Source organism: Arthrobacter alpinus (assembly GCF_900105965.1).
In the GTDB taxonomy this organism is placed as follows: Bacteria; Actinomycetota; Actinomycetes; order Actinomycetales; family Micrococcaceae; genus Specibacter; species Specibacter alpinus.
In genome coordinates this window covers 1,793,082-1,815,166 of the sequence record NZ_FNTV01000001.1, presented here as the reverse complement: position 1 = coordinate 1,815,166, position 22,085 = coordinate 1,793,082, and the positions used below count along the sequence as shown (strand labels likewise).

Sequence of the window (22,085 nt, the reverse complement as noted above, 5' to 3'; positions counted from 1 at the left end):
CACGTGGACTTTCTGCGTTAAAGCTGGCTCGCAAGTTGCAGGCTACTTATTGCTCGATTTATCCAGCAAGCCGCTGAGAAGTGCAATGCCGAGGCCCAGGACAGCGAGGACGGCGCCCACCATGGCTGGTGCGGTGAAACCCCACCCCCACGTGATGACGAGTCCTCCCACAAAGGCACCCAGGGCATTGGCCATGTTCAGTGCCGAGTGGTTCAGCGAGGACGCCAGTGTCGGTGCACCGGGGGAGACGTCGAGCAATCGCGTTTGAAGCGAGGGAATCAGCATGGCGCCCGATGCCCCAATCACAAAGATCATCACCAGCGCCATCCACTGGATGTGAACCGTGGCAGCGTAGAGCACCAGCATGGCCGCGATGAAGCCCATGACCAAGTAGATGCTGCCCATGACCGACCAGTCCGCGATCCGTCCACCCACATAGTTCCCAACCACCATGCCAACGCCGTACAGCCCCACGATGACGGGCAGGAAGCCGGCAGAGAAGCCGGCAACGTCCGTCATGGTGTTGGCAACGTAGGTGTACACGGCAAAGAAGCCGCCAAAGCCAACCACGCCCACCAGGAGCGTTAGCCAGACCTGGCCACGGCGCAGCGCGCTGATTTCCTTCCGCAGGCTTGCCCCGGGCAGGGCTTTTTGTGCCGGGATGAATATAGCCATGCAAACCATGGTGACGACGCCAATGATGCCAACCAGCACAAAGAGCCAGCGCCACCCGAATTGTTGGCCCACGTAGGTGGCCAGCGGCACGCCCAAAACGTTGGCGATGGAAAGGCCCATCATGACCATTGAAATTGCGCGGCCGCGTTTAGTGGGGGCAACCATGGAGGCAGCCAGTACGGCAGCTACACCAAAGAATGCGCCGTGCGGCAGGCCAGCGATGAAGCGGGTGACCAGCAAGGTCGAGTAATCCTGCGCGAAAACTGACAAGAGGTTGCCCACAGTGAACAGTGCCATCAGGGCAAGGGCGAGTGTCTTCCGGGGCATCTTGGCACTGATGGCTACCAGGAGCGGTGCGCCGACCACCACGCCGAGCGCATAGGCGGAAATGACATGGCCGGCGGTGGGGACACTGACGCCGACACCATCGGCTACGTTGGGCAGAAGGCCCATCATGGCAAATTCGGTGGTGCCGATGCCAAACCCGCCAATTGCCAGCGACAGGATTGCCCAGGCCACTACATTCGGTGATGCGGGTTTTGTTTGACGGGAACTTTTAAGCAGGGACATTTCTTGTGCTTTCCAAAGGTGGGAATCGGCCGCACGATGCTGGGCGGGTGGTGCCGGCGCCTCGGTACGCGGGCGGCGCGGTAAGGCATCGTAATGCCGTCTCTAGTCTAGTTCGGCCTACACTTGCCTGGTGACGACGATCAAACAAATAGTGGGCGGCGCCCTCGTAGATTCCCTCGAAAAACCAAGCAAGCTTCTAGCCGCCCGAAGGACTGCCCCACCGGAATTTGCCGGTATGTGGGAGTTCCCAGGCGGCAAGGTTGAATCGGGTGAATCCGCGCAGGATGGCTTGCACAGAGAGCTGGCGGAGGAATTGGGAGTCGTGGTGACCCTCGGCGCCGAAGTGGCAGGCCCGACGCCGGAAGGCTGGCCTCTTAACGCTGGCGCTGCCATGCGCGTGTGGCTGGCCGAGGTGACGGAGGGAACACCGGAACCCTTGGAGGATCACGACATGTTGGCTTGGGTTGAGCTCGGGGGGCCGGAAATTCTTGGGCTGGACTGGATTCCGGCGGATCTGCCCATTGTGGAGGCGCTTGTTGTCTTCACGGCTCGCTGAACTACGAATACCGCAGCGGGTGTTGAAAACCTGCGTTGCTGTGCCAGACTGGGTGCACAAGACCCCAAGGAGGTTGTGCCATGACGAGTGAAAACCACGACGAACAAACCCCCGCAGGCGCCAGCGAGGAAACTAAGGAAAAGTTCCGGCAGGCTCTGGAAAACAAGAAGAACCAACAACACGGTACGGTGGCTGCGGCCGGTGGCGCAAAAATTAGCGCCTCTCACGGCGCGGCATCGCACAAGCGCGAATTCCGCCGCAAGAGCGGATAACAGCAAAGCTTGATGCTTCGCCGGCGTTCCAGGTGAGCACCTGATACGCGGTTAGATGCGTGTAGGGGTGCGGCCTTAGAACAAGGTGGGAGCAGGGTTTGGAAAGGCGGGATTCCCCACGGGGAGTTCCGCCTTTCTTATGTTCGGGGCGGCGGAGTGTTCCTGGCGCTCAATTCCTGCGGACATGCTGCCAGCAGGATACTGGGCTTCCTCGCGGCGAGGGTCGTGAATGAATCCTTGAGAACTGAACCCGTGGCGGGCTTTGGCTTCATTGATCCTGCCAGAGAGCCACTGTCTGTACTCCTTGGACGCGTACGAGCCCGTGCTGTAAAGACGCTGATACCGGCCAACAAGGGCGGGGTGTTCGCGGGCCAGCCACGCCATAAACCATTCACGCGTACCTGGGCGCAGGTACAGTGCACCGGCGCTGACGCCTGTTGCGCCCGCCTGTGCCAGTGCGGCAAACAATGAATCCAAGGCCTCATCGGAGTCGGTAAGCCACGGCAGGATTGGCATGGCCATGACGCCGCACGGCAGGCCGGCGTCGCGCAGTTTGCTGATCAGTGCCAGCCGGGCCTTGGGGGAGGGTGTTCCGGGCTCAATGGCTTGGGCTAGATCCTCGTCCAGCAGCGCCAAGGAGATCCCCATCCCGACGCTGACCTGTTCGCCGGCGGCGCGCAACAAGGGAATGTCCCGAGCGAGCAGCGTTCCTTTGGTCAAGATTGAAAACGAGGTGCCGGAGTCCGCCAGTGCGGTAATGATTCCAGGCATGAGCCGGTAGCGCCCCTCCGCGCGCTGGTAGGGATCAGTGTTGGTTCCCAGAGCCACGTGGTGCCTCTGCCACGAAGGCTTGAACAGCTCTTTTCGCAGGACATCGGCGACATTGACCTTCACAACTACCTGGGAATCGAAGTCCACCCCGGAATCAAAATCCAGGTAGGTGTGACTCTTGCGTGCAAAGCAATAGACGCAGGCGTGCGAGCACCCGCGGTAGGGATTGACGGTCCATTCGAACGGCATGGTGGAACTGGGTGGCACCTTGTTGAGGGCTGATTTGGACAAAACCTCGTGAAAAGTGATTCCGGCAAATTCCGGGGTCTGAACACTCTTCACAAGTCCGGCCAATGGGAGGAGAGGCAGCCCGGGCGCCAGCGCTGCCATTCCTGGGTCCGCTTGAGCAACTGCTTGCTCAGGAAAAAGTGGCTGGCTAATTTCTTGACTGGTCCACCGCATGCATTGATTAGAACATATATTCTAATCAATGGCAATGCCCGTTCGCCGGAAGTGGTGGCTACTCACGAGTAGAAAGGTGCTGTGAATCACTCGTTATGGCGCTAGGGTGGTGGCAGGGGACGGCGTTGTCCCCCACGGATTGGCCATTGCTTGCATCAGCGGTACTGCAACTCAGCGCCAGTCCGCCCAAAGCATAAGGAGCTTCAATGACAAACCTGGCCAGCATGGTTCCTGCCTCTGCCGCGCGAAACCCGAGTGGAGTGGTCATTAAGCTCGATGACCTGGAAATGACTTTCGGCGCACTGGAAGTACTCAGTTCCAAAGTGGCAGCACTTCTGGCCCAACGTGGCGTAAAGCCCGGTGACAGGGTCGCCTTGATATCTCCCAACCTGCCCCAGATGCCGCCCATCTATTACGGAATCCTGCGCTACGGAGCCATTGTGGTTCCCCTGAACCCCCTCTTGAAAGCCCGCGAAGTGGCCTACCACCTCAAGGATTCCGGGGCGGTGCTCGCCTTTGCCTGGGAAGGAGTCCTGGGCGAGGTTGAACCAGGCGCCGCAGAGGCCGGCGCCGCCATCATTGCCATCGATGGAAATTTCATGACCCTGCTGGCACCTCTCGAAGCGGTCAGCGAGGTGGCAGCCGCCGAAAAGGACGATACCGCCGTCATTCTCTACACCTCCGGAACCACCGGCAAGCCCAAGGGGGCAGAGCTGACGCATGAGAATCTACGGAGCAATGCTGAGGTGTCCACGGCCCTGTTTTCAAGCAGGGAAGGTGACGTGATCTTTGGCGGACTTCCGTTCTTCCATATTTTTGGCCAGACATGTGCACTAAACTCTGCGGTCATGGCGGGTGCAACTGTGACACTCCTGCCTCGATTCGACCCGGTCAAGGCCTTGGAGATTATTGCCCGCGACAAGGTCACGATCTTCGAGGGCGTCCCCAGCATGTACATTGCTCTCCTGCGTGCACCGGGCCGGGACAACTATGATCTGAGCAGTCTGCGCCTGGCAGCGTCCGGCGGGTCCGCCCTGCCGGTGGAAATCCTGCATGAATTTGAGACCACCTTCAAGGCAACGCTGTTGGAGGGCTACGGCCTGTCCGAAACCTCGCCCGTGGTGGCCTTCAACCAAATGGACGGCATTCGCAAACCTGGGTCAGTGGGAACTGCGGTGGCCGGTGCCCAGCTGCGGATTGTCAATGATGCAGGTGCGGACGTGGAACCGGGCGCGGTGGGGGAGATAGTCGTCGCAGGTCCGTATGTCATGAAGGGATATTGGAACAATCCGGAGGCAACGGCCGCCGCGATTCCCGATGGCTGGTTCCGGACCGGCGATTTGGCTCGTCAGGATGAAGATGGCGTGTTCTTCATTGTTGACCGCAAGAAGGACATGATCTTGCGCGGCGGGTACAACATTTACCCGCGCGAGATAGAGGAGGTCCTGTACGAACATCCCGCAGTGGCCGAAGCCGCCGTAGTGGGCAGGCCAGACGACGTGCACGGTGAGGAGGTCTGTGCCGCGGTGGCACTCAAGGAGGGTGCGCAGGGAGCCGACAATCCGGAGGCACTCGCCGCCGAGATTCAAGAGTTCGTCAAGGCCAGAATTGCGGCCTACAAGTACCCACGCAGGGTTGTCATCATGGAGGCCTTGCCCAAGGGGCCCACGGGCAAGATCCTGAAGAGGGAAATTAGCATCCCCTAGCGGCTGCTTCCGCTACCTGAGCCCAGCCACTGAAACCCTAAGCTAGGAGCCAGGTCACCTGCACCGCCATGGCCACGTCACTTTGCCCCGGTTCAATGGCCATGGAGCTGTCCATGGCCATGACGGCCCTGGCCTTCATGGGCCGGGGCGGCGAATCATGGACGATGCCTTCGCTGATCTGGCTAACCGGGCCCAAGGCCCGCCCGGACAGCTGTGCATACACTTCGGCTGCCCGTCGGGCGTCGGCCCACGCGGCTGCGCGTGCTTCGTCCTGCGCGGCCGAGGGGTCCGAGACCACGGGCGTCATGCCGTGCAGCCGGACATTGTTGTTGCCCGTGTCCACCACCGCGGCAATGATGTCCTGCGCGCCCGCGTCATAGCGCAATGACACCGTCAACGTACTGGAGACCGTGTAACCAGTCACCACCGTCCCGGTGCCATCTTGCCAGCGGGTGTCTGCCCGGACGTCCAGAGACGAGGAACTCATGGCTTCCCGCCCCACCCCTAGGGACAAGAGTTTGGAGTTGACGGCGTTCAGGGCCTCACTGGCACGCGAATAAGCGGCACGAACAGTGGGCTGCGCCGCCTCGATCCCGATGGAGATGGTGAAAAAATCCGGAGTGGTCGAAACTGTGCCCTGGCCGGTGACGGTGACGGTATCTGCAGCTAGTGTCATGGCTACTTCTTTTCCTTAGGTCAGTGGGTGTTGTTGTCTCGTGACTTATTCACCGCAAAGCGGCGCAATTGGTTCCTGATGAGGGGGAGCCTAGCAATCGTAGGCAGTTCGCGATACCCGCCCAGGGTCAAGCCCGCATTGCGTTCGAAGAAGTTCCGGCTGCCAGGATCTCCGGTGCGCCACAGCGACCAGGCTGCGCAGGCTGCGTAGAGCGGCAAGAAGGGCAGACCCAAGCACCATGCGTACTGCGTTGAATGGCCCGATTCATGGACCAAGAGGTCTGGGCGTGAGTCAATGAAAGCCCGATCGGCCCGGTAGAAGATCACATTGCCCACCGTGAAAGCTCCGGCAAGGGGGAGCTTGGGCTGATAACCAGTGCCTAAAATTAGACCATCCGGTCCCTTCTCCACAGGGGTGCGCGTCAGCCCGGCAAGGAGCAACCCGGTTGCCGTAGAGAGATTGACGGCGTTGGCCACCGCACGCAGGCACACTGAAGACCTCACTGTCCTGATTCCTTCTCCGTTTGGATCTGTACCTCGCCAACCGTCAAGCCGGCCAACGCCTTGGCGGTATCCGGCTTCCCGCGAGCCTTACCGCAGGCGTCGACCGGCCACACCACGTGGATAGCTTGGCCATCAGCGTTGACAAGCCACAATGCCGGCAGGAGCTCCGCATCCGCAGTGCAGGCCATGTTGCCGTTCGCCCTGTCGCTGGGCTGTGCCAAGGCCGCAAGCAACGCTGAGTAATCCCCCTCGAGCTGCTCCTGCCGAACCGCGCGCGTGTAGACACCAGCTTGTTCAAGGAAGTCCTGCTGGCAGCGGACCACCTGAACAGGGACAAATCCCTCAGGGACCGAACCCCTCAAATCCGCCGCCGGCTGGCTGGCTTCGGAGCCATCGTGCCATTCGGGAGGGGCAAGGCAGTCAACTTTCTCCTGAATTGCGGCCGGGGCAGGGGTGTAGTGACTGACCTTGCGGGGGGATGTACTGCACCCGCCCAACACCAGCGCGAGTGACGCCACCAGCGCATACCGGCAGGCCGGCGTCGTACGTCTGCGGAGAAGGGAGCTCATGGGCGCTAGCGTAACAAGCCGCGCCGACGAATGGGCGGGGAAGAGGTAAAGAGTTGGATTCAAAGCAGGCACGCGCCGTCAACTAGACTGGCTTAGGCGGGAGGAGCTACCCCGCCGCTTACTCGCACACGAGCTTAGGTAAAAACTGTAGATGTCTGAGATGCCCCACACGACGGCAGAGATGCCCGAACCAACCACCGAACCCGCCACGGTTCCGGATCCGCTTGACGAAGCAGCGATTGGAGCAGCCGTTGAAAACGCGCTCGCAGCCATTGCCGCCGCCACAACGCTGGATGAACTAAAGACCGCACGGCTGGCCCACACCGGCGAAAAGTCACCGCTAAGCCTGGCCAACCGTGAGATCGGTGGGCTCGCCAAGGAATTCAAGGCCGCCGCCGGAAAACTCATGGGCGGCTCACGCGGCCGAGTTGCCAAGGCGCTCGCAGCCCGCACCGAGGTGCTCGAGGCTGAAGACGCAGCGCGCATCCTGGTCGAGGAGACCGTGGATGTTACTGCAGCCCCGCGCCGCCGTCGCGCCGGTGCCCGCCACCCACTGTCCACGCTGCAGGACCGCGTCAGCGACATCTTTGTGGGCATGGGCTGGGAAATCGCCGAAGGCCCCGAGCTGGAATCGGAATGGTTCAACTTTGATGCGTTGAATTTCAAACCGGATCACCCGGCCCGTGAAATGCAGGACACGTTCTTCGTGGAGCCACCGGAAGCACACCTCCTGCTGCGCACCCACACCTCACCCGTGCAGGTCCGCTCGCTGCTGGAGCGCGAACTGCCCGTTTACGTGCTGTGCCCCGGCAAGGTGTTCCGCACCGATGAACTCGATGCCACTCACACGCCCGTGTTCCACCAGTTCGAAGGCCTGGCCATCGACAAGGACCTCTCCATGGCTGACCTGCGCGGCACCCTGGAACACTTTGCACGCCAGATGTTTGGTGACGAAGCCAGCATCCGCCTGCGCCCGAACTTCTTCCCCTTCACCGAACCGTCGGCCGAGCTGGATATTTGGCACCCCGGCGCCAAGGGCGGCCCGCGCTGGATCGAGTGGGGCGGCTGCGGCATGGTCAACCCGAACGTACTCCGCGCGGCCGGCATTGATCCGGACGTCTACTCAGGATTTGCCTTCGGCATGGGTATTGAGCGCACCCTCATGTTCCGCAATGAGGTTGGCGACATGCACGACATGATCGAGGGCGACGTACGATTCAGCGAACACTTTGGGATGGAGATCTAAGTAAGTGCGTATTCCACTGACTTGGCTGCGCGAGTACGCGCAGGTACCGGCAGGAGCAACTGCCGAAGAAGTAATGACCGATCTGGTCAAGGTTGGATTTGAAGAAGAGGAAGTACACCGTCCGCTAGATACCATCAGCGGCCCCATTGTGGTGGGTCAGGTCCTCTCTTTGGAGAAGGAACCGCAGTCCAACGGCAAGACCATCAACTGGTGCACCGTCCGCGTGGTTCCCGAAGGCACCCCGCAGACCCTGGACATTGACGGCATTGACCCCTCGGGCGTTCAAGGCATTGTCTGTGGTGCGCACAACTTTGTGGTGGGGGACAAGGTTGTTGTCACCCTGCCCGGCGCCGTCCTGCCCGGTGATTTCCGCATCACACCCCGGAAGACCTACGGTCATGTTTCCGCCGGCATGATCGCCTCCGTGCGCGAGCTCGGCATTGGCGAAGATCACGACGGCATCCTGGTGCTCTCAACCCTGGGCCTTGACCCGGAGCTCGGCACCGACGCACTGGAGCTGCTGGGTCTTCGCGACGAAGCCGCCGAAATCAACGTCACCCCGGACCGCGGCTACGCGTTCAGCATCCGCGGCGTTGCCCGCGAATACGCCCACGCCACCGACAGCGTTTTCACCGACCCGGCGTCGCTGGTTTCGGTGACCGCAGCAACGGGTGCTGGCCATCCCGTCCGGTTGGCAGATGAAGCGCCTATCTATGGCAACGCCGGCTGCGATCGCTTCGTTGCCCGCACCGTACATGGAATCAACCCGGACGCGCCGACCCCGCCGTGGATGTCATCCCGGTTGCGCCTGGCCGGTGTCCGCTCCATTTCACTGCCCGTGGACATTGCCAACTACGTCATGTTGGAACTGGGTCAGCCGCTGCATTCCTACGACGCCGACAAGCTCACCGGAGAGATCGTGGTGCGTCGCGCCGCCGCCGGTGAAACGCTGGAGACCCTTGACGGCAAGGTCCGCAAACTCGATGTTGAGGACCTGCTCATCACTGACGGGTCCGGTCCCATCGGGATCGCCGGTGTCATGGGCGGTGCCTCCACCGAGGTCAACTCGAGCACCGTCAATGTGTTGGTTGAGGCCGCGCACTTCGAGGAAGTCTCGATTGCCCGCTCGCGCCGCCGCCACAAGCTGCCCTCCGAGGCGTCAAAGCGCTTCGAACGCGGTGTTGACCCCTTGGTTGCCGATGTTGCCGCCCAGCGTGCCGTGGACCTGCTCGTTGAGCTGGCTGGCGGCACCGAGGAAACCACCGTCACTGACGTTGGTACCCCAGTCGTTGTGGCTCCGGTGTTCCTGCCTTCCGGTTACACCTCTGCCCGCATCGGCATCAATTTCACCCAGGAACAGATCATCGGTTCCCTGACGGACCTGGGTGCCGTTGTTGAGAAGGTCGACGGCGGATATTCCGTCACGGCCCCCAGCTGGCGCCACGATCTGCTCGCCAAGGACGACCTGACCGAGGAAGTCGCCCGCTTGGTGGGTTATGACCTCATCCCGTCCACCCTTCCCACGGCACCTCCTGGACACGGCTATTCGCGCGCTCAGCAGCAGCGCCGTCGGGCGGTGCAAGCCTTGGCGGATTCCGGGTTGACCGAGATTCTGGCCTACCCGTTTGTGTCCAAGGTTTCCAACGAGACCTTCGGGGTGGCCGAAGCCGGTGCCTCCCGCCCCGCCGTGAAGTTGGCGAACCCCCTGAGCGAGGAGTTCGGCTTCCTGCGGACCTCGGTTCTGCCGGGGCTGATCGAGATTGCCAAGCGCAACCACTCACGCGGTTTCCACGATCTGGCATTGTTCGAATCCGGTCTGGTGTTCCTGCCCTCGGAAACGATGGGCACCGCCTCGATCCCGCCGCTTGGCGTCAGGCCTGCCGAGGATGTCCTCGACGGGCTGTATGACGGTATTCCGTACCAGCCTTTGACCATTGGTGCCGTTTTCACGGGCAAGGATTCACCGGCTGCACCTGCGCACAGCCCGCGGGCGTGGGACTGGGCCGATGCCATTGACGCTGCTCGCTTGGTGGCCGACGTGGCAGGCGTGGAACTCGTGGTGACACAGGGTTCGCACCAGGCGTTCCACCCGGGCCGCGCGGCCATGCTGACGTTGCGCGATGGGGACGTTGTTGGTTACGCGGGTGAACTTCACCCGAAACTGCTGGCCGAGTTGCACATGCCTGCCCGGTCGGTGGCCATGGAAATCAACGCCGAGAAGGTCTTTGCCGCTGCCGCAGACGTGATCGTGGCCAAGGCCATTTCCACCTTCCCGGTGGCAACTCAGGACGTTGCCCTGGTTGTTCCGGTGGAGATTCCGGCTGCCGCTGTTCTGGAAACACTGCGTGAAGGCGCCGGCGAACTGCTGGAAGACGTGGCCTTGTTCGATGAATACCAGGGCACGGGCATTCCCGAGGGCAGCAAGTCCTTGGCCTTTGGCCTGCGTTTCAGGGCTGCGGACCGCACGCTGACCTCAGATGAGGCATCGGCCGCACGCGCGTCCGCCGTCGAGCTTGCCGCGGAGCGGTTCGGCGCAACCCAGCGCTAACGTTTCACACAAGGTCTCGGCGAGCTCGGCCAGCGATGGTCGAGCCCGCCGAGACCTTTTTTGTTTCCGCGTCCTGGACTCCAAGATTGTCGAATAATTTCGCGTTCTTGGCCCAAGCTGAGCCGATTGATGCAGTCGTACCGGTGTCGTAAGCTAATCGCTGAGCACGGGATTGGGGTTGGTTTTGCCGATCCGCGTCAGCAGATATGCATATACATGGGTGAACTTTGAAGTTTATTCGACTACTCTCGGCCGGGATCATTGCTACCGCAGCCATCGCGGGCTGCACAACGGCAGAAACTGTCGGAACAGCGCAAACCCCGAAGGTGGAATCTGAGCGCTCCAGTTCAACTCCTGCCGTGCCCCTGTCCAAGGTCCTATCGGGTACTTTCGTTTCTCAGGCGGTTCCGACAAGTGGTGAGGCCGTCATCACCCAGACTCCCGACAGTTTGGTCCTGGAACTAAAAGACTTTTCAACGAGTGCCGCGGATTGCTTGTACGTGACCGCAAACCCGGGCGCCATGACAAAAATGCCTCCGGGTACAACGTGGTCAATGATCCCAACCGGTACATGCTTGAGAAGCTCAGCTCTGCCATTGGAACGCAGAGCCATGACCTGACGTACATGATTCAGTCTTTTCCCGAGGTTCGCAGCACCACTATCTACAACGACAGCACCCGAGAAACCTTCGGCTCCAAGCAACTTCACGTCCGAGCTGGCCAGTTTCAGTGAATAGTTGAACCTGTTGAATTGAGGCCAGGGCAACCGCAAGAGCCTTCGTGCCTGCTGATGTGAATCCGGTTTTCTGCCAGAACGGACCAGACCTGCGGCTGAACAGCCACGCTTGGTTGGCGCCAGCGTCGACAGCTCCGTCCATCGCAAATTGGGCAAGTTCCAACCCAATTCCTTCCCCGCGAAGTTCCGGATCAACGGCAACGCTTCGGATAGGGACATGGCTGCCGTCCGCTCAAGACTGATCATTTCTCAACGGTATCCACGCAATGCTGGATTTTCGGAATCCACGGGAGCGCTTGGCAGCCTTTCGAGCGTTCCTCACGTTAGGCGTCCCCTTCCCACTTCCCGGCTCATCACCGTCGGGACTCGGGAAGCAGGGGCGTCCAAAAAGACTTGCCATGCACCACAGCCGCCACTGCATTTCATATAGAGCACGCGTCCCTGCGAGGTATTGTGAGCCGATTCCAGGTCCCACGAGTGTGTGTGGTCGGCGGGCGTGGGGGTAGTCGTTGTCGGTTCCGAAGCTGTTGTTGAGGTCATGCAGACAACTATGCTGTAATGGTCTTATGCATCTCAACCCTTACGGAGAATATGCTGTTCTCCTTGCTGAATCTCTCGCCAATGAATTTCCGATGGACAGGGAAGGCATCCTTGAACGGACGCGAGACTTTGGCATGACGATGGAGTTCACGGCAGCTCCGGATGACCATGGGCTGGTCCGTGTGGTCATCGATGACTGGCTCACCGTAGTGGACGCACCCGACCATCAAGCCCGGGCGGCTTTGCTCAACGCCCAGATGGCGGCAGCGACAGCATACCCCCGCTTGACGGAGCACAATGGGGAAGGCTGGCACTTGCACTACCGGGACGAGAACCAGACCCTGCCGCATGTCCTGCGGGCCGTGATCAGCGTCGGGACTGCGCTGCACCTAACGACTCGCGGGATGCACCGCCTCGCGCGCTGTGCCGCAGGGCAAACTCCCGGGGATCCATGCACCGCCGTGGTTGTTGATGTCACCCGCAATGGACGTCAACAGTACTGCTCGGTGCGCTGCAACAACCGTGCAGCCGTGCGCCGGCACCGGGTTCGCACGGGGCAGAACGGCTGAGCTGAGGCCCTAGCATGGGACTATGAACATGGTGACGCGGAGTATTTTCCTCAATGGCACTGTTGGTGTGGGAAAAACTACTGTCGCGGCCCGCCTGGGTGAAATTTTGGAACGGGAATTGCTCCCGCACGCCATCATTGACCTGGATGAACTACGCCGGGCATGGCCAGCCCCCATGCACGACAGGTTCAACCATGAACTTGAGCTGGCGAATCTGGCCGCCATGGCTGCCAACTTTGTCCGCGCGGGTGTGTCAATGTTTGTCTTGGCCGGGGTCATCGAGGACCCGCGTGAAGTTCCGTGCTATCGCGCGGCTCTGGGCAATCGGCCGCTAACAGTCTGCCGAATTACGGCAAGCGAATCTGTTCGACGTGCCCGTCTTGGTGACCGTCACAGGTACGACCCAGATGCGCTGGCTTGGCATCTTGAACGCACCGTTGAGTTGGAAAGCATTCTGGCCCAACAGGCCTTGGATGACGTGGTTGTTGACAGCTCGGATAGTTCCGCTGAAGTCGTGGCACAGGAAGTGCTGACGGTGGTGCGGGCCTTGGGCTCTCACCATAGGGTAGGGCAATGACAGACCAGAACATACCTTTCGACAATGGTTGGGTTCATGTACCCAACGCCAAAATCTATTGGGAAGCAACTGGAAGCCCGGACGGTGTCCCGGTCCTGTATCTGCACGGCGGTCCCGGCGGTTCACTGGGTAAGGGCGGCTACCGCAAACGCCACGATGCCGAGCAGTTTTGGACCATCGGCCTGGACCAGCGCGGCTGCGGCCAGAGCACACCCACTGTCCAGGACGACCTGGACCATTTGGCGGACAACACCACGGCAACCTTGATCGAGGACATCGAAGCTGTCCGCCAGCACCTTGGCATTGAGCAATGGATTGTGACGGGTATTTCATGGGGGAGCACCCTGGCCCTGGCCTATGCCTTGGCCCACCCGAACCGGGTGTTGGGCATTGCCCTCATGGCCGTCACCACAACCAACCGCGACGAGGTTGACTGGATCACCGAGGGCGTGGGCCGGATCTTCCCCGAGGCATGGGATGAGTTGGCGCGCGCCTCCGCTGCCATGCCTGGGGAGCGGGTTGTGGAAGCGTACGCCCGCAGACTCGCAGGCGCAGATCGTGAAGACGCCCGAATTGCGGCCATTGCCTGGGACCGATGGGAAGCCTGGCATATATCGTTTAGTTCCTATTGGCAGCCGGGCCCCATGTTTAGCGACGAACGACTACGCATGACCTTTGCACTCCTGGTGACCCATTACTGGGCCAATGACGGCTTCCTCGTGGGAGAAACGGAAATCATTCCCCGAATCCACGAACTTGATGGGATTCCGGGGCACCTGATTCATGGGCGCCGCGATGTCAGCGGGCCGGCAATAACGCCCTGGAAGCTGCATCGTCAATGGGCCACCAGCAAGCTCACCATTGTGGAAGAGGAGGGGCATGGTGGCCCCACATCAGTTGAAGCGCTTGTGGCCGCCGTAGAAGAGGTTAGCGCCGGGCTTGGTACTGCCAATGAGGCATAGCCCGCGCCGCTAGAACTCTTCGCCCTCGCCCACTACGGCCGATGCCGGGCCCACAATGTGCGGATCCGGCACGCCAACGAGCTCGTGATCCTTGCCCGTGTAATCGAACATGCTCAACACGTGACGCATGGCAGCTAGGCGGGCGCGCTTCTTGTCGTTGGATTTCACAACGGTCCATGGCGCATGGCGGGTATCGGTTCTCTTGAACATTCTTTCCTTGGCCGAGGTGTACGCATCCCACTTGTCCAGAGAAGCCAAATCCATCGGTGAGAGCTTCCATTGCCGCACGGGATCGACCTGGCGGATGATGAATCGAGTGCGTTGTTCGGCCTGCGTTACGGAGAACCAGAACTTAATGACCGTCATGCCATCATTGACCAGCATGCGTTCAAACAAGGGTGCCTGGCGGATAAACTCGTCATACTGTTCCTTGGTGCAAAACCCCATGACACGCTCAACTCCGGTCCGGTTGTACCAAGAGCGGTCAAAGAGCACCATTTCGCCTGCACTGGGCAGGTGGGCTACATAGCGCTGGAAGTACCACTGAGTTGATTCGCGCTGGCTGGGCTTTTCCAGCGCAACGACCCGGGTCCCTCGCGGGTTCAGGTGTTCCGTGAATCGCTTGATGGTGCCACCCTTGCCGGCGGCATCACGGCCCTCGAACAAGATCACCACTCGCCGCCCGGTAGCCTTGATCCATTGCTGAAGTTTTAGCAGCTCAATTTGCAGCAACCGCTTTTCAATGTCATAAACGTTCCGTTCCAGCCGTGCAGCATAGGGATATCCGTCCCGCCAGGTGTCAACCGGGGATCCATCCGGGGCCAACAGAACCGGATCGTCGTCGTCGTTGTCAATAACGGTAAAACCGGTGAAATCAGGGGTGGGTCGAGTCATGACCTGACCCTAACGTTGCCGAGAATACGGAGTATGAACAGAAAGTGGAGCCAAGGTGAACGAGCATCAATATGACCCGCCTTTCCGCCGTCATGTCCTGGTTCAGGCGTTCGAACTGGGGACCGTGGATCCGGGACTGCAAGGATGGTTGGACGCTGCCGAACAAGCCCGTGCCGACACCATCCTCGATGCACCAACGCGGCGTGACTTCATCGCCGGTCGAGTGGTTCAGCGAATCATGGCGGCCGAGCTGCTGGATGCGGCGCCGGGCGAGCTGGTCTCCGCGTATAGCTGCCCAGAATGCGGGCCAAATCCTTATCCCTCACATGGCCGCCCGGGCTATTTGCTGCGCGGTGAGCCGGCTGCCGTCTCGGTCAGTTTTTCACGCAGCCACGGCTGGGCCGTGGCGGCCATGGTTCCCTTCGCTGGTGTGGGGATTGGTGTTGATGTACAGCAACTTGCCTCGGTGGCCTTTGACGGGTTCGACGACGTGGCGCTGAGTTCTGCCGAAAAGTTGCGTTTGTCCCAGATCGCCCCAGGCGGGCAGGATGCATGGCGGGCGGCAGCCTGGGCGCGCAAGGAAGCGCTGGCAAAGGTCTCGGGCCTCGGCCTGCGTACGGATCCCACGCGTATCGAGGCGTTTCCCGGGAACGAAAATGGGAAGCAAGGGCCTGCTGCGCAGGTGTGGGATGTTGAATCCGCCAGAGTTGGTTTACCCGAAGGCTTCGCCGCCGCAGTGGCAGTGGGTGCCAAGACGTGAGAGAGCCATCAGCGAAAGCCCGACGTCCGGGCGGGCATCAAATTGAGGACATCCTTGACCAGGGCCAGGCCAGCTCCAGCTGGGCTGGAACGACCGCCTTGGACAGTGATGTCCCCGGCTTCGGGGCAGTGGAAGGTCATGGCCTTTTCCGGGCCCAAAATGTGAAAGAGCGGGTCGGTGGACCCGACGGCTTCCAATCGCACGGTGACGTTCAACGGCTGGTCAACCGATGCCGTGGCAACTGCACGAAGTCGCTGGCTCGAACTGGCAGAGGTTCTTGCACGGCGGACCGAGTTCTCATCGATGGCCTCTTTTCCAACACTGATCTTAGATACGTCCCAACCCCACAGCAGGCCGGCGATCAGGCTCGTCTTGGTGGCAGCGTCGGATCCGGAGAGGTCGGCGCTGGTAGTGGCCTCGGCTATGCCGAGCCGCTGTGCCTCGTTGACGGCGTCCTTGAGGCTAATGCCCTGGTCCATACGATCCAGGACGAACGTTGAGGTTCCGTTGGGACAGGCCCGGATGCTCCGGCAGTCCAGCCCATTGACACCAATTCTGGCAACGTCCGCGGCCGGCAAGGCCGCGCCTGTGGCTCCCGAGATTCGAATGCGGCTACCGCCGGCTTGGGCCGCAGCTTCGAGTTCCTTCCAGTGTGTGAGGAGGTGATTTTTCGTAGCCGTCACGAGGTCGACGCCGTGGCGCAGCGCCGTGATTGCCTCTTCAACGGCACGCGGGTGGGCTTCGGGGACGACGGAATGGCCTGTACGAGGATCAGCGCGCTGGTTTGTTGAAGAAACTCTGCGATCGGGGTGAGTGCATTCCAGTGGGCCCGGTCCGGCAGAACAGTGTCCGGGCCAGGCCTGACCTCATCCGTTCGACCGCGGATGCCGGCCACGTAGAAATCCTTGCCATGGTGGGCTCGGATCCTGTTGAAAAATTCCTGCCCAACCGGACCAAATCCTGACAGAAGAATCGGTATAGGGCGGGAGTGTTCACTAGGGGTGGCTGCAGGCATGTTTACCACCGTAGCCTGATTACCTCCCTTGGATGAGTCGGTTGCCGCCGCAGTGTCCTTTCGGCTGCGGTGTCCTATCCGAGGGGGAGCGACGGTAGTGACTGCCGGTACAACCACGGCATAAGGACGTCAGCCGCCGAGAATCCCGCAACATCGCCACACATGTCATCGGCCAAGGCCACGAAAGCGGCCGTGGACACCGAACCGTGGCGGTTCTCCGCCACCCACCGTTGGAGCAGGGCAAAGAAGTTGGCATCACCGGCCGCGGTACGTATGGCCGCCAGGGCCAGCGCACCGCGTTTGTAGACCGCATCGTCAAACATGTGTTCCGGGCCGGGGTCACCCACGGTCATGGCAACTGGTTCGGCGAGCAGATTTGCGTACGCCGCGGCTGCCCGTTCGGCGATGGTCATGGAGCCGCTCTCTTCGGACCAGAGCCACTCTGCGTAGCAGGCAAAGCCCTCATGGAGCCAAATGTTGCGCCACGATGCCAAAGTCAGGGAGTTGCCGAACCACTGGTGTGAGAGCTCGTGGGCAATCAGGCGTTGGGATTCCCAACCGGTATCGAGGTGGTTTGCGCCAATGATGGAGAGCGATTGTGCCTCGAGCGGTATTTCCAGCTCATCCTCCGTCACCACCACCGTGTACGTGGGAAATGGATACGGCCCAAAGAATTGCGTGAAGACGTCCACCATTTCCCGCTGCCTTGCCAAGGCGGTGGCTGCCTTGGACTGAAGCTTTTTCGGAACGGCCACCGTTATGGGGAGCTGGCACTGACCAGACGAAGCCGGCAAGGCGAGCAATTTGTACCGGCCTATTTGCACCGTGGCGAGATATGTTGCCATGGGTGCGGGCTGGTCATAGACCCAGGTTTCCCGGCTGGATTTCTTCGTGTGGGAAATCAAGGTGCCGTTGCATACAGCCGTGTAGTCGGCGTCTGTGGTGACAGTGATCCGGTAGGAAGCCTTGTCATCGGGCCGGTCGTTGCAGGGGAACCAGGTTGGTGCGCCGGTGGGCTGGCCGGCGACCAAGACGCCGTCGGCCAGTTCCTCCCAGCCGACTTCACCCCATTGGCCGTTGTTGGGCGCCGGTATGCCGCTGTAGCGGATGTCGAGGGTGAACTCCGCACCCGCCGCCACCGGCGATGGCAGCTGTAGGTGCAATTTCCCCGCACGCTGGGCATGCTTGACGACCCGGTTCCCATCTACGGAGGCCTTGTCCATGCCCAACCCGACGAGGTCAAGGTCAACTGAAACCAGGGGAACAAGCGCCTTTGCCGTCATGATGGCCCGGCCCTGCAATTGGTTCCCAGCTAGCCGCACCGTCAGCTCAAGGTCATAGTGTTCCACCGCGAAACTGGTACTGCCATGTGTGGGAATGTACGGGTCCGGGGCGGTCGGGACCTCCGAGGTAGCCAGATGACGGGGGCGGTGCAGGATTCTCATGCTGGATCAGGTTTCCGAATCAGTTGGGGGATCAGGCGCGGTCGGCAAATTCCGGACCCTTCCAGGGGCTGATGGGGTTGCCCATCCAATAGCTGCTGGCAGGTACGCTTTCACCGCGCATTACGAGGGACGCCGGGCCAACGGTACCGCTTGTAGCGATCCTTGCCGCCGGCAGAATCACCCCGTGCGGGCCCATGGTGGCCCCGGCTTCCAGCGTAACCGTATCAATGGCCATGACCCGGTCATGGAACAGGTGCGTCTGGATGACGCACCCGCGGTTGACGGTTGAGCTTTCGCCCAGCGAGACAAGGTCGGCCTCGGGCAGCCAGTAGCTTTCGCACCAGGTGCCGTGGCCGATCTTGGCGCCGAGCGCGCGCAGCCACCACACCATTGCAGGAGTGCCCACGGCGGCGCGCGCAAACCACGGCGCACTCACCATTTCAATAAACGTATCCACAACCTCGTTCCGCCAGATGAAGGAGCTCCACAGCGGATGTTCGCCGCGCTTGATGCGGCCAACCAGCAGCCACTTTGCGGCCACCGAACTGCCCGCCGCCACGGCTCCGGCCACCATGATGACAACACCGCTAACGAGGGCAGCGAGCCAATAGCTGCTGACAAGGGCGACGGCGTCGAAAACGGCCAATACGGCCGCGGCTATGGCCACCGAGAGCACCGTGGGGATAAGCCTGCAACTTTCCCACAGGGCTCGTGCCACCTTGAGCCGCAGGGGCGGGGCGAAGGTCAGCGACTCATCGGTGTTGAGGTTGGTGCGGCGTAGTCGGACAGGCGGACTGCCCAGCCAAGAGGTGCCTGCCTTCGCCTTGGCCGGGGCTGCCGAGAGAACTGCGACGAGCGAGTTTCGCGGCATGGTGCGCCCGGCTGCCGCCATGCCCGAGTTGCCCAGGAAGGACCGCTTGCCTACCTTGGCAGGGGCAATGTGGATGTATCCGCCGCCCAACTCGTAGGAGGCGATCATGGTGTCATCGGCAAGGAAAGCACCGGAGCCGATGGTTGTCATCTTCGGCAGGAGCAACACGGTTGAGGCTTCGACGTTCTTGCCTACCTTGGCGCCGAGCAGGCGCAGCCAGACCGGGGTAAAGAGACTGGCGTAGATGGGGAACAAGAGATCACGAGCCATGTCCAACACCCGCTCGGTGGCCCAAACCTGCCACCCGATTCTGCTGCGAACCGGGTAGTGTCCCTCCTTCAATCCCACGCCCAGCAGCCGCACGGTCACCAGAATCAGGACCAGCAGGGTCCCAAACCAGGCCAATGCGGCCAGCGGGACAGCCCAAAGAAGTGTGGGGATCGACGCCGAGAAGGAGTTCTGACCGCTGATGGCCGCCAGAACTGTCCACACGGCTGCTCCTGCCGCCACAAAAGGAATCATGGATAACAGTGCGGATGCTCCGGCAAAGGGAAGGTCGCGCTTCCATGAGGTGGCGGTGCGCAGATCCGGCCAAGAATGCTTGGCCTTTCCGGTCCTCTCGGCGGGGGATCCGGAAACCGTAACGCCCTGCTTGATCTTTCCTCGCACCGCGGATCCTGGCGCCACGTGGGCGCCGGCACCAATGCGGGCGCCAGGCATCAACGTGCTGCGGGCGCCAACAACCGCACCGGCACCAATGGATATTTCGCCAATGTGTACCCAGTCACCATCGATCCACCAGCCCGAAAGATCCACCTCGGGTTCAATGGAACAACCCTCGGCCAAGCGGAGCAGGCCCGTCACTGGTGGCACCGAGTGCAGGTCCACGTTCCTGCCCATCTTCACACCCAGCGCACGGGCGTAGTAAGGGACCCAGGGGGCACTGGCCAGAGAGACCGCGGCGGACATGTCGGCAATTTGCTCTGCAAGCCACAGCCGCAGATGGACCTTGCCAGAGCGCGGATAACTGCCAGCTCGGACACCGCGGAGGAGCAGCCGTGCCGAGACCACCGAGATGCCCATGCGCCCCCAAGGGGAAACGAAGACCACCCACGACGCCAGTATCCACCACCATGAGATGGTGGGCGCGCCGGCCAAGATGCCCTGCCATGCGGCGAAGTTGTTCAGTGCCATCAGGTAGGTGAGCCAGCGCATGCCCACCAGGATGTGCAGCGGTATGCCCATGAGTGTTTGGAAGACCTGGGAGCTGCGCCGGGTCCGCCCCACAGTGCGGTTAACGGGCTTGCCTGTACCGCCTGCTGGGACCGAGCCCAGGGCGAGTTCGAGCAGGGCGCCGATCCGCGGATGTGAGTAAACATCGGCAACTGTGATGCGCGGATAACGACTGCGGAGGGCCGAGACCAGCTGGGCGGCAGCCAAACTGCCGCCGCCGCTGGCGAAGAAGTCGGTATCGAGCGAGGAGGGTGAGCCGCCCAAGACTGACCGCCATTGCTCAAGGACCCACTGCGCGTCCGGGGCCAGCGTTCCGGCGAGGGATCCGCCGTCGTCCGCGGGTTGTTCCAACGGCCACGGCAAAGCCTTGCGGTCAACTTTTCCGCTGATCTTTGTAGGTAGGGAATCTGTGAAGGTGAGCAGGGGGATCAGGGGTGCCGGCAGGGATTCGGCCAGGACCTCTCGCAGCGCGGCCGCATCCGGGGTGGTCCCGGGGGCCGCAACCAAGTAACCGACTAGAAGCTGGCTGCCACCTGCCGTGTCCTGCACGGCGGCAGCGGCGCCGGAAATATCGGGCAGGGCCTGCAGCGCGGCGTCGATTTCACCAAGTTCAATGCGCCGCCCGCCCAGTTTCACCTGGTCGTCGGCGCGGCCCATGAAGATCAGTCCGGCGCTGTCAAGGCGCACCAGGTCACCGCTGCGGTAGGCACGATTCCAGCCAAATGCGGGCATGGGTGCATATTTTTCGGCAGCCTTGGCAGGGTCGAGATAACGGGCCAGACCAACGCCGGCAATGATCAATTCGCCAACCTCGCCTTCGGCCACGGGTGCGCCGGCGGAGTCAACCACGGCGAGGTCCCAACCATCCAGCGGCAAGCCAATCCGAACGGGACCTTCGCCGCCCAGTGGCGCGGCACACGCAACCACCGTCGCCTCGGTGGGGCCATAGGTGTTCCACACCTCGCGTCCCTTGACAGCCAATCGCGTAGCAAGTTCCGGCGGGCAGGCCTCGCCGCCAAAGATGAGCAGTCGTACTGATTCCATGGCCTCGGCAGGCCAGAGGGCCGCGAGTGTGGGGACGGTGGAGACAACCGTGATGCCGTGGGAAATCAGCCACGGGCCAAGGTCCATGCCGGAGCGGACCAGGGAACGCGGAGCCGGGACCAGGGCGGCGCCGTAGCGCCAGGCCAGCCACATTTCCTCGCACGAGGCATCGAAGGCCACAGACAATCCGGCGAGTACCCGGTCATCGGGTCCGATCGGTTCGTCCTGCAGGAAAATTCGGGACTCTGCATCGACGAACGCGGCAGCTGAGCGGTTGCTCACGGCCACACCCTTCGGGGTGCCGGTGGAGCCGGAGGTGAAGATGATCCAGGCATCGTCCGCGGGCTGTGGAGCTCGGGGGCGGGGAAGGGTGTGGGGCGCTCCAGGAACATGGTTAGCGCTTTGTCTGCCTCCGGGTCACCGAGCACGGCAGCAACTCGGGCCTCGCCAAAGACCAGCGCGGCCCGTTCCTCTGGATCGTCGGCGTCCACGGGCACGTAGGCGGCGCCGATGGAAAGTATGGCCAAAATAGCAAGATAAAGCTCGGCTGTTCCGGAGGGGATCCGCACCCCAACACAGTCCCCGGCACCGAGTCCTGCCTGAGTCAGTTCCCGGGCCTTGGCTCGCACGGCCTTGAGGAGTTCGTCGTAGCTGAGTGACTTCATGCCATCGTCCAAGGCGGTGGCATCCGGGTTCAATTCCGCCGTTGCCTGCAAGATGTCCCATAGTGTTCTGGGCTCGGTTGCCAGTTCGCTGCCTGGCATCTGGGCGGTAAATTCGGCTGACGCTATCTGTTCCGGGGAAGCGGTTGCTTGAGTCTCGGGGATATTCAATGAGGCAGGGTTCACTGCCACACCATGCACCATCAAGATGAACGGAAGTTGA

The 22,085-nt window shown here is 61.6% G+C and carries 20 protein-coding genes and 1 pseudogene; 10 read left to right on the top strand and 11 right to left on the bottom strand.

Annotated features, from left to right (window positions below):
* Nucleotides 1-42: 42 nt before the first annotated feature.
* Entirely contained in the window at nucleotides 43-1,245 is a 1,203-nt protein-coding gene (locus tag BLV41_RS08485; protein ID WP_074711339.1) for an MFS transporter, read from the bottom strand.
* A gap of 130 nt (nucleotides 1,246-1,375) precedes the next feature.
* Here BLV41_RS08485 and BLV41_RS08480 point away from each other — a divergent pair, with 130 nt between their 5' ends.
* Both BLV41_RS08480 and BLV41_RS08475 read left to right on the top strand, forming a co-directional pair.
* The gene (locus BLV41_RS08480; RefSeq protein WP_074711338.1) at nucleotides 1,376-1,801 is read left to right on the top strand and encodes a (deoxy)nucleoside triphosphate pyrophosphohydrolase; all 426 of its coding nucleotides are present in this window, start codon (nucleotides 1,376-1,378) and stop codon (nucleotides 1,799-1,801) included.
* Between the two features lie 80 nt (nucleotides 1,802-1,881).
* A complete protein-coding gene (locus BLV41_RS08475) occupies nucleotides 1,882-2,073 on the top strand; it encodes a DUF5302 domain-containing protein (RefSeq protein ID WP_074711337.1) in 192 nt (63 codons plus the stop codon).
* A 75-nt stretch (nucleotides 2,074-2,148) separates the two neighbouring features.
* Here the strand turns inward: BLV41_RS08475 and BLV41_RS08470 are convergent, their stop codons facing one another.
* Nucleotides 2,149-3,306 carry an Rv2578c family radical SAM protein gene (locus BLV41_RS08470; protein ID WP_083360672.1) on the bottom strand — a complete coding sequence of 386 codons (1,158 nt, stop codon included), beginning with the start codon at nucleotides 3,304-3,306 and terminating at the stop codon, nucleotides 2,149-2,151.
* 206 nt (nucleotides 3,307-3,512) lie between these two features.
* On the opposite strand from BLV41_RS08470, the gene BLV41_RS08465 reads away from it, so the two are divergent.
* Nucleotides 3,513-5,012 (top strand): long-chain-fatty-acid--CoA ligase, encoded by a 1,500-nt coding sequence (locus BLV41_RS08465; protein ID WP_074711336.1) that lies wholly within the window; start codon nucleotides 3,513-3,515, stop codon nucleotides 5,010-5,012.
* A gap of 37 nt (nucleotides 5,013-5,049) precedes the next feature.
* On the opposite strand, the gene BLV41_RS08460 is transcribed toward BLV41_RS08465, so the two are convergent.
* The 3 genes from BLV41_RS08460 to BLV41_RS08450 are packed head-to-tail and all read right to left on the bottom strand — an operon-like array spanning nucleotide 5,050 to nucleotide 6,760.
* Complete coding sequence (locus BLV41_RS08460; protein ID WP_074711335.1) at nucleotides 5,050-5,688, bottom strand: SIMPL domain-containing protein; 639 nt, start codon at nucleotides 5,686-5,688, stop codon at nucleotides 5,050-5,052.
* 20 nt (nucleotides 5,689-5,708) lie between these two features.
* Nucleotides 5,709-6,191 (bottom strand): hypothetical protein, encoded by a 483-nt coding sequence (locus tag BLV41_RS08455; protein ID WP_074711334.1) that lies wholly within the window; start codon nucleotides 6,189-6,191, stop codon nucleotides 5,709-5,711.
* Entirely contained in the window at nucleotides 6,188-6,760 is a 573-nt protein-coding gene (locus tag BLV41_RS08450) for a hypothetical protein (protein ID WP_139244251.1), read from the bottom strand. The genes BLV41_RS08455 and BLV41_RS08450 overlap by 4 nt, the downstream gene beginning before the upstream one ends.
* 151 nt (nucleotides 6,761-6,911) lie before the next feature.
* On the opposite strand from BLV41_RS08450, the gene pheS reads away from it, so the two are divergent.
* The 3 genes from pheS (at nucleotide 6,912) to BLV41_RS22045 (ending at nucleotide 11,287) form a co-directional block, all read left to right on the top strand.
* Nucleotides 6,912-8,006, top strand: coding sequence for a phenylalanine--tRNA ligase subunit alpha (gene pheS, locus BLV41_RS08445; protein ID WP_420836160.1), 1,095 nt, complete (start codon nucleotides 6,912-6,914; stop codon nucleotides 8,004-8,006).
* 4 nt (nucleotides 8,007-8,010) lie between these two features.
* The gene (gene pheT, locus BLV41_RS08440; RefSeq protein WP_074711332.1) at nucleotides 8,011-10,554 is read left to right on the top strand and encodes a phenylalanine--tRNA ligase subunit beta; all 2,544 of its coding nucleotides are present in this window, start codon (nucleotides 8,011-8,013) and stop codon (nucleotides 10,552-10,554) included.
* 571 nt (nucleotides 10,555-11,125) lie between these two features.
* Nucleotides 11,126-11,287: a hypothetical protein gene (locus BLV41_RS22045; RefSeq protein ID WP_170835443.1), complete on the top strand. Its 162-nt coding sequence runs from the start codon at nucleotides 11,126-11,128 to the stop codon at nucleotides 11,285-11,287.
* Here the strand turns inward: BLV41_RS22045 and BLV41_RS08430 are convergent.
* Nucleotides 11,214-11,501, bottom strand: coding sequence for a GNAT family N-acetyltransferase (locus tag BLV41_RS08430; protein ID WP_083360671.1), 288 nt, complete (start codon nucleotides 11,499-11,501; stop codon nucleotides 11,214-11,216). The two genes, BLV41_RS22045 and BLV41_RS08430, sit on opposite strands and share 74 nt — an antisense overlap.
* Before the next feature lie 355 nt (nucleotides 11,502-11,856).
* Between BLV41_RS08430 and BLV41_RS08420 the strand changes: the two genes are divergently transcribed.
* The 3 genes from BLV41_RS08420 to BLV41_RS08410 are packed head-to-tail and all read left to right on the top strand — an operon-like array spanning nucleotide 11,857 to nucleotide 13,938.
* Nucleotides 11,857-12,399 carry a CGNR zinc finger domain-containing protein gene (locus BLV41_RS08420; RefSeq protein ID WP_074711328.1) on the top strand — a complete coding sequence of 181 codons (543 nt, stop codon included), beginning with the start codon at nucleotides 11,857-11,859 and terminating at the stop codon, nucleotides 12,397-12,399.
* A 22-nt stretch (nucleotides 12,400-12,421) separates the two neighbouring features.
* Complete coding sequence (locus tag BLV41_RS08415) at nucleotides 12,422-12,976, top strand: ATP-binding protein (RefSeq protein WP_074711327.1); 555 nt, start codon at nucleotides 12,422-12,424, stop codon at nucleotides 12,974-12,976.
* A complete protein-coding gene (locus BLV41_RS08410; protein ID WP_074711326.1) occupies nucleotides 12,973-13,938 on the top strand; it encodes an alpha/beta fold hydrolase in 966 nt (321 codons plus the stop codon). Before BLV41_RS08415 ends, BLV41_RS08410 begins: the two co-directional genes overlap by 4 nt.
* A gap of 9 nt (nucleotides 13,939-13,947) precedes the next feature.
* On the opposite strand, the gene ppk2 is transcribed toward BLV41_RS08410, so the two are convergent.
* Nucleotides 13,948-14,832 carry a polyphosphate kinase 2 gene (gene ppk2, locus BLV41_RS08405; RefSeq protein WP_044571835.1) on the bottom strand — a complete coding sequence of 295 codons (885 nt, stop codon included), beginning with the start codon at nucleotides 14,830-14,832 and terminating at the stop codon, nucleotides 13,948-13,950.
* A gap of 55 nt (nucleotides 14,833-14,887) precedes the next feature.
* Between ppk2 and BLV41_RS08400 the strand changes: the two genes are divergently transcribed.
* A complete protein-coding gene (locus BLV41_RS08400) occupies nucleotides 14,888-15,592 on the top strand; it encodes a 4'-phosphopantetheinyl transferase family protein (RefSeq protein ID WP_083360670.1) in 705 nt (234 codons plus the stop codon).
* A gap of 8 nt (nucleotides 15,593-15,600) precedes the next feature.
* On the opposite strand, the gene BLV41_RS08395 is transcribed toward BLV41_RS08400, so the two are convergent.
* The 4 genes and pseudogenes from BLV41_RS08395 to BLV41_RS08385 all read right to left on the bottom strand — a co-directional run bounded on the left by BLV41_RS08395 (nucleotide 15,601) and on the right by BLV41_RS08385 (nucleotide 21,964).
* The gene (locus BLV41_RS08395; protein ID WP_211481615.1) at nucleotides 15,601-16,275 is read right to left on the bottom strand and encodes a hypothetical protein; all 675 of its coding nucleotides are present in this window, start codon (nucleotides 16,273-16,275) and stop codon (nucleotides 15,601-15,603) included.
* On the bottom strand, nucleotides 16,272-16,607 hold the full coding sequence (locus BLV41_RS22290; protein WP_211481614.1) for a hypothetical protein: 336 nt from the start codon (nucleotides 16,605-16,607) through the stop codon (nucleotides 16,272-16,274). The genes BLV41_RS08395 and BLV41_RS22290 overlap by 4 nt, the downstream gene beginning before the upstream one ends.
* A gap of 74 nt (nucleotides 16,608-16,681) precedes the next feature.
* Nucleotides 16,682-18,052, bottom strand: coding sequence for a M1 family metallopeptidase (locus tag BLV41_RS08390; RefSeq protein ID WP_074711325.1), 1,371 nt, complete (start codon nucleotides 18,050-18,052; stop codon nucleotides 16,682-16,684).
* 31 nt (nucleotides 18,053-18,083) lie between these two features.
* A pseudogene (locus BLV41_RS08385) lies at nucleotides 18,084-21,964 on the bottom strand (Pls/PosA family non-ribosomal peptide synthetase).
* Between the last annotated feature and the right edge of the window lie 121 nt (nucleotides 21,965-22,085).

Bases quoted from the DNA above. Each gene is read 5' to 3' on its own strand.
- BLV41_RS08485 (WP_074711339.1), bottom strand. From the start codon at position 1,245: ATGTCCCTGCTTAAAAGTTCCCGTCAAACAAAACCCGCATCACCGAAT.
- BLV41_RS08475 (WP_074711337.1), top strand. From the start codon at position 1,882: ATGACGAGTGAAAACCACGACGAACAAACCCCCGCAGGCGCCAGCGAG.
- BLV41_RS08470 (WP_083360672.1), bottom strand. From the start codon at position 3,306: ATGCGGTGGACCAGTCAAGAAATTAGCCAGCCACTTTTTCCTGAGCAA.
- BLV41_RS08465 (WP_074711336.1), top strand. From the start codon at position 3,513: ATGACAAACCTGGCCAGCATGGTTCCTGCCTCTGCCGCGCGAAACCCG.
- BLV41_RS08460 (WP_074711335.1), bottom strand. From the start codon at position 5,688: ATGACACTAGCTGCAGATACCGTCACCGTCACCGGCCAGGGCACAGTT.
- BLV41_RS08450 (WP_139244251.1), bottom strand. From the start codon at position 6,760: ATGAGCTCCCTTCTCCGCAGACGTACGACGCCGGCCTGCCGGTATGCG.
- pheS (WP_420836160.1), top strand. From the start codon at position 6,912: ATGTCTGAGATGCCCCACACGACGGCAGAGATGCCCGAACCAACCACC.
- BLV41_RS22045 (WP_170835443.1), top strand. From the start codon at position 11,126: ATGCTTGAGAAGCTCAGCTCTGCCATTGGAACGCAGAGCCATGACCTG.
- BLV41_RS08420 (WP_074711328.1), top strand. From the start codon at position 11,857: ATGCATCTCAACCCTTACGGAGAATATGCTGTTCTCCTTGCTGAATCT.
- BLV41_RS08415 (WP_074711327.1), top strand. From the start codon at position 12,422: ATGAACATGGTGACGCGGAGTATTTTCCTCAATGGCACTGTTGGTGTG.
- BLV41_RS08410 (WP_074711326.1), top strand. From the start codon at position 12,973: ATGACAGACCAGAACATACCTTTCGACAATGGTTGGGTTCATGTACCC.
- ppk2 (WP_044571835.1), bottom strand. From the start codon at position 14,832: ATGACTCGACCCACCCCTGATTTCACCGGTTTTACCGTTATTGACAAC.
- BLV41_RS22290 (WP_211481614.1), bottom strand. From the start codon at position 16,607: ATGCCTGCAGCCACCCCTAGTGAACACTCCCGCCCTATACCGATTCTT.
- BLV41_RS08390 (WP_074711325.1), bottom strand. From the start codon at position 18,052: ATGAGAATCCTGCACCGCCCCCGTCATCTGGCTACCTCGGAGGTCCCG.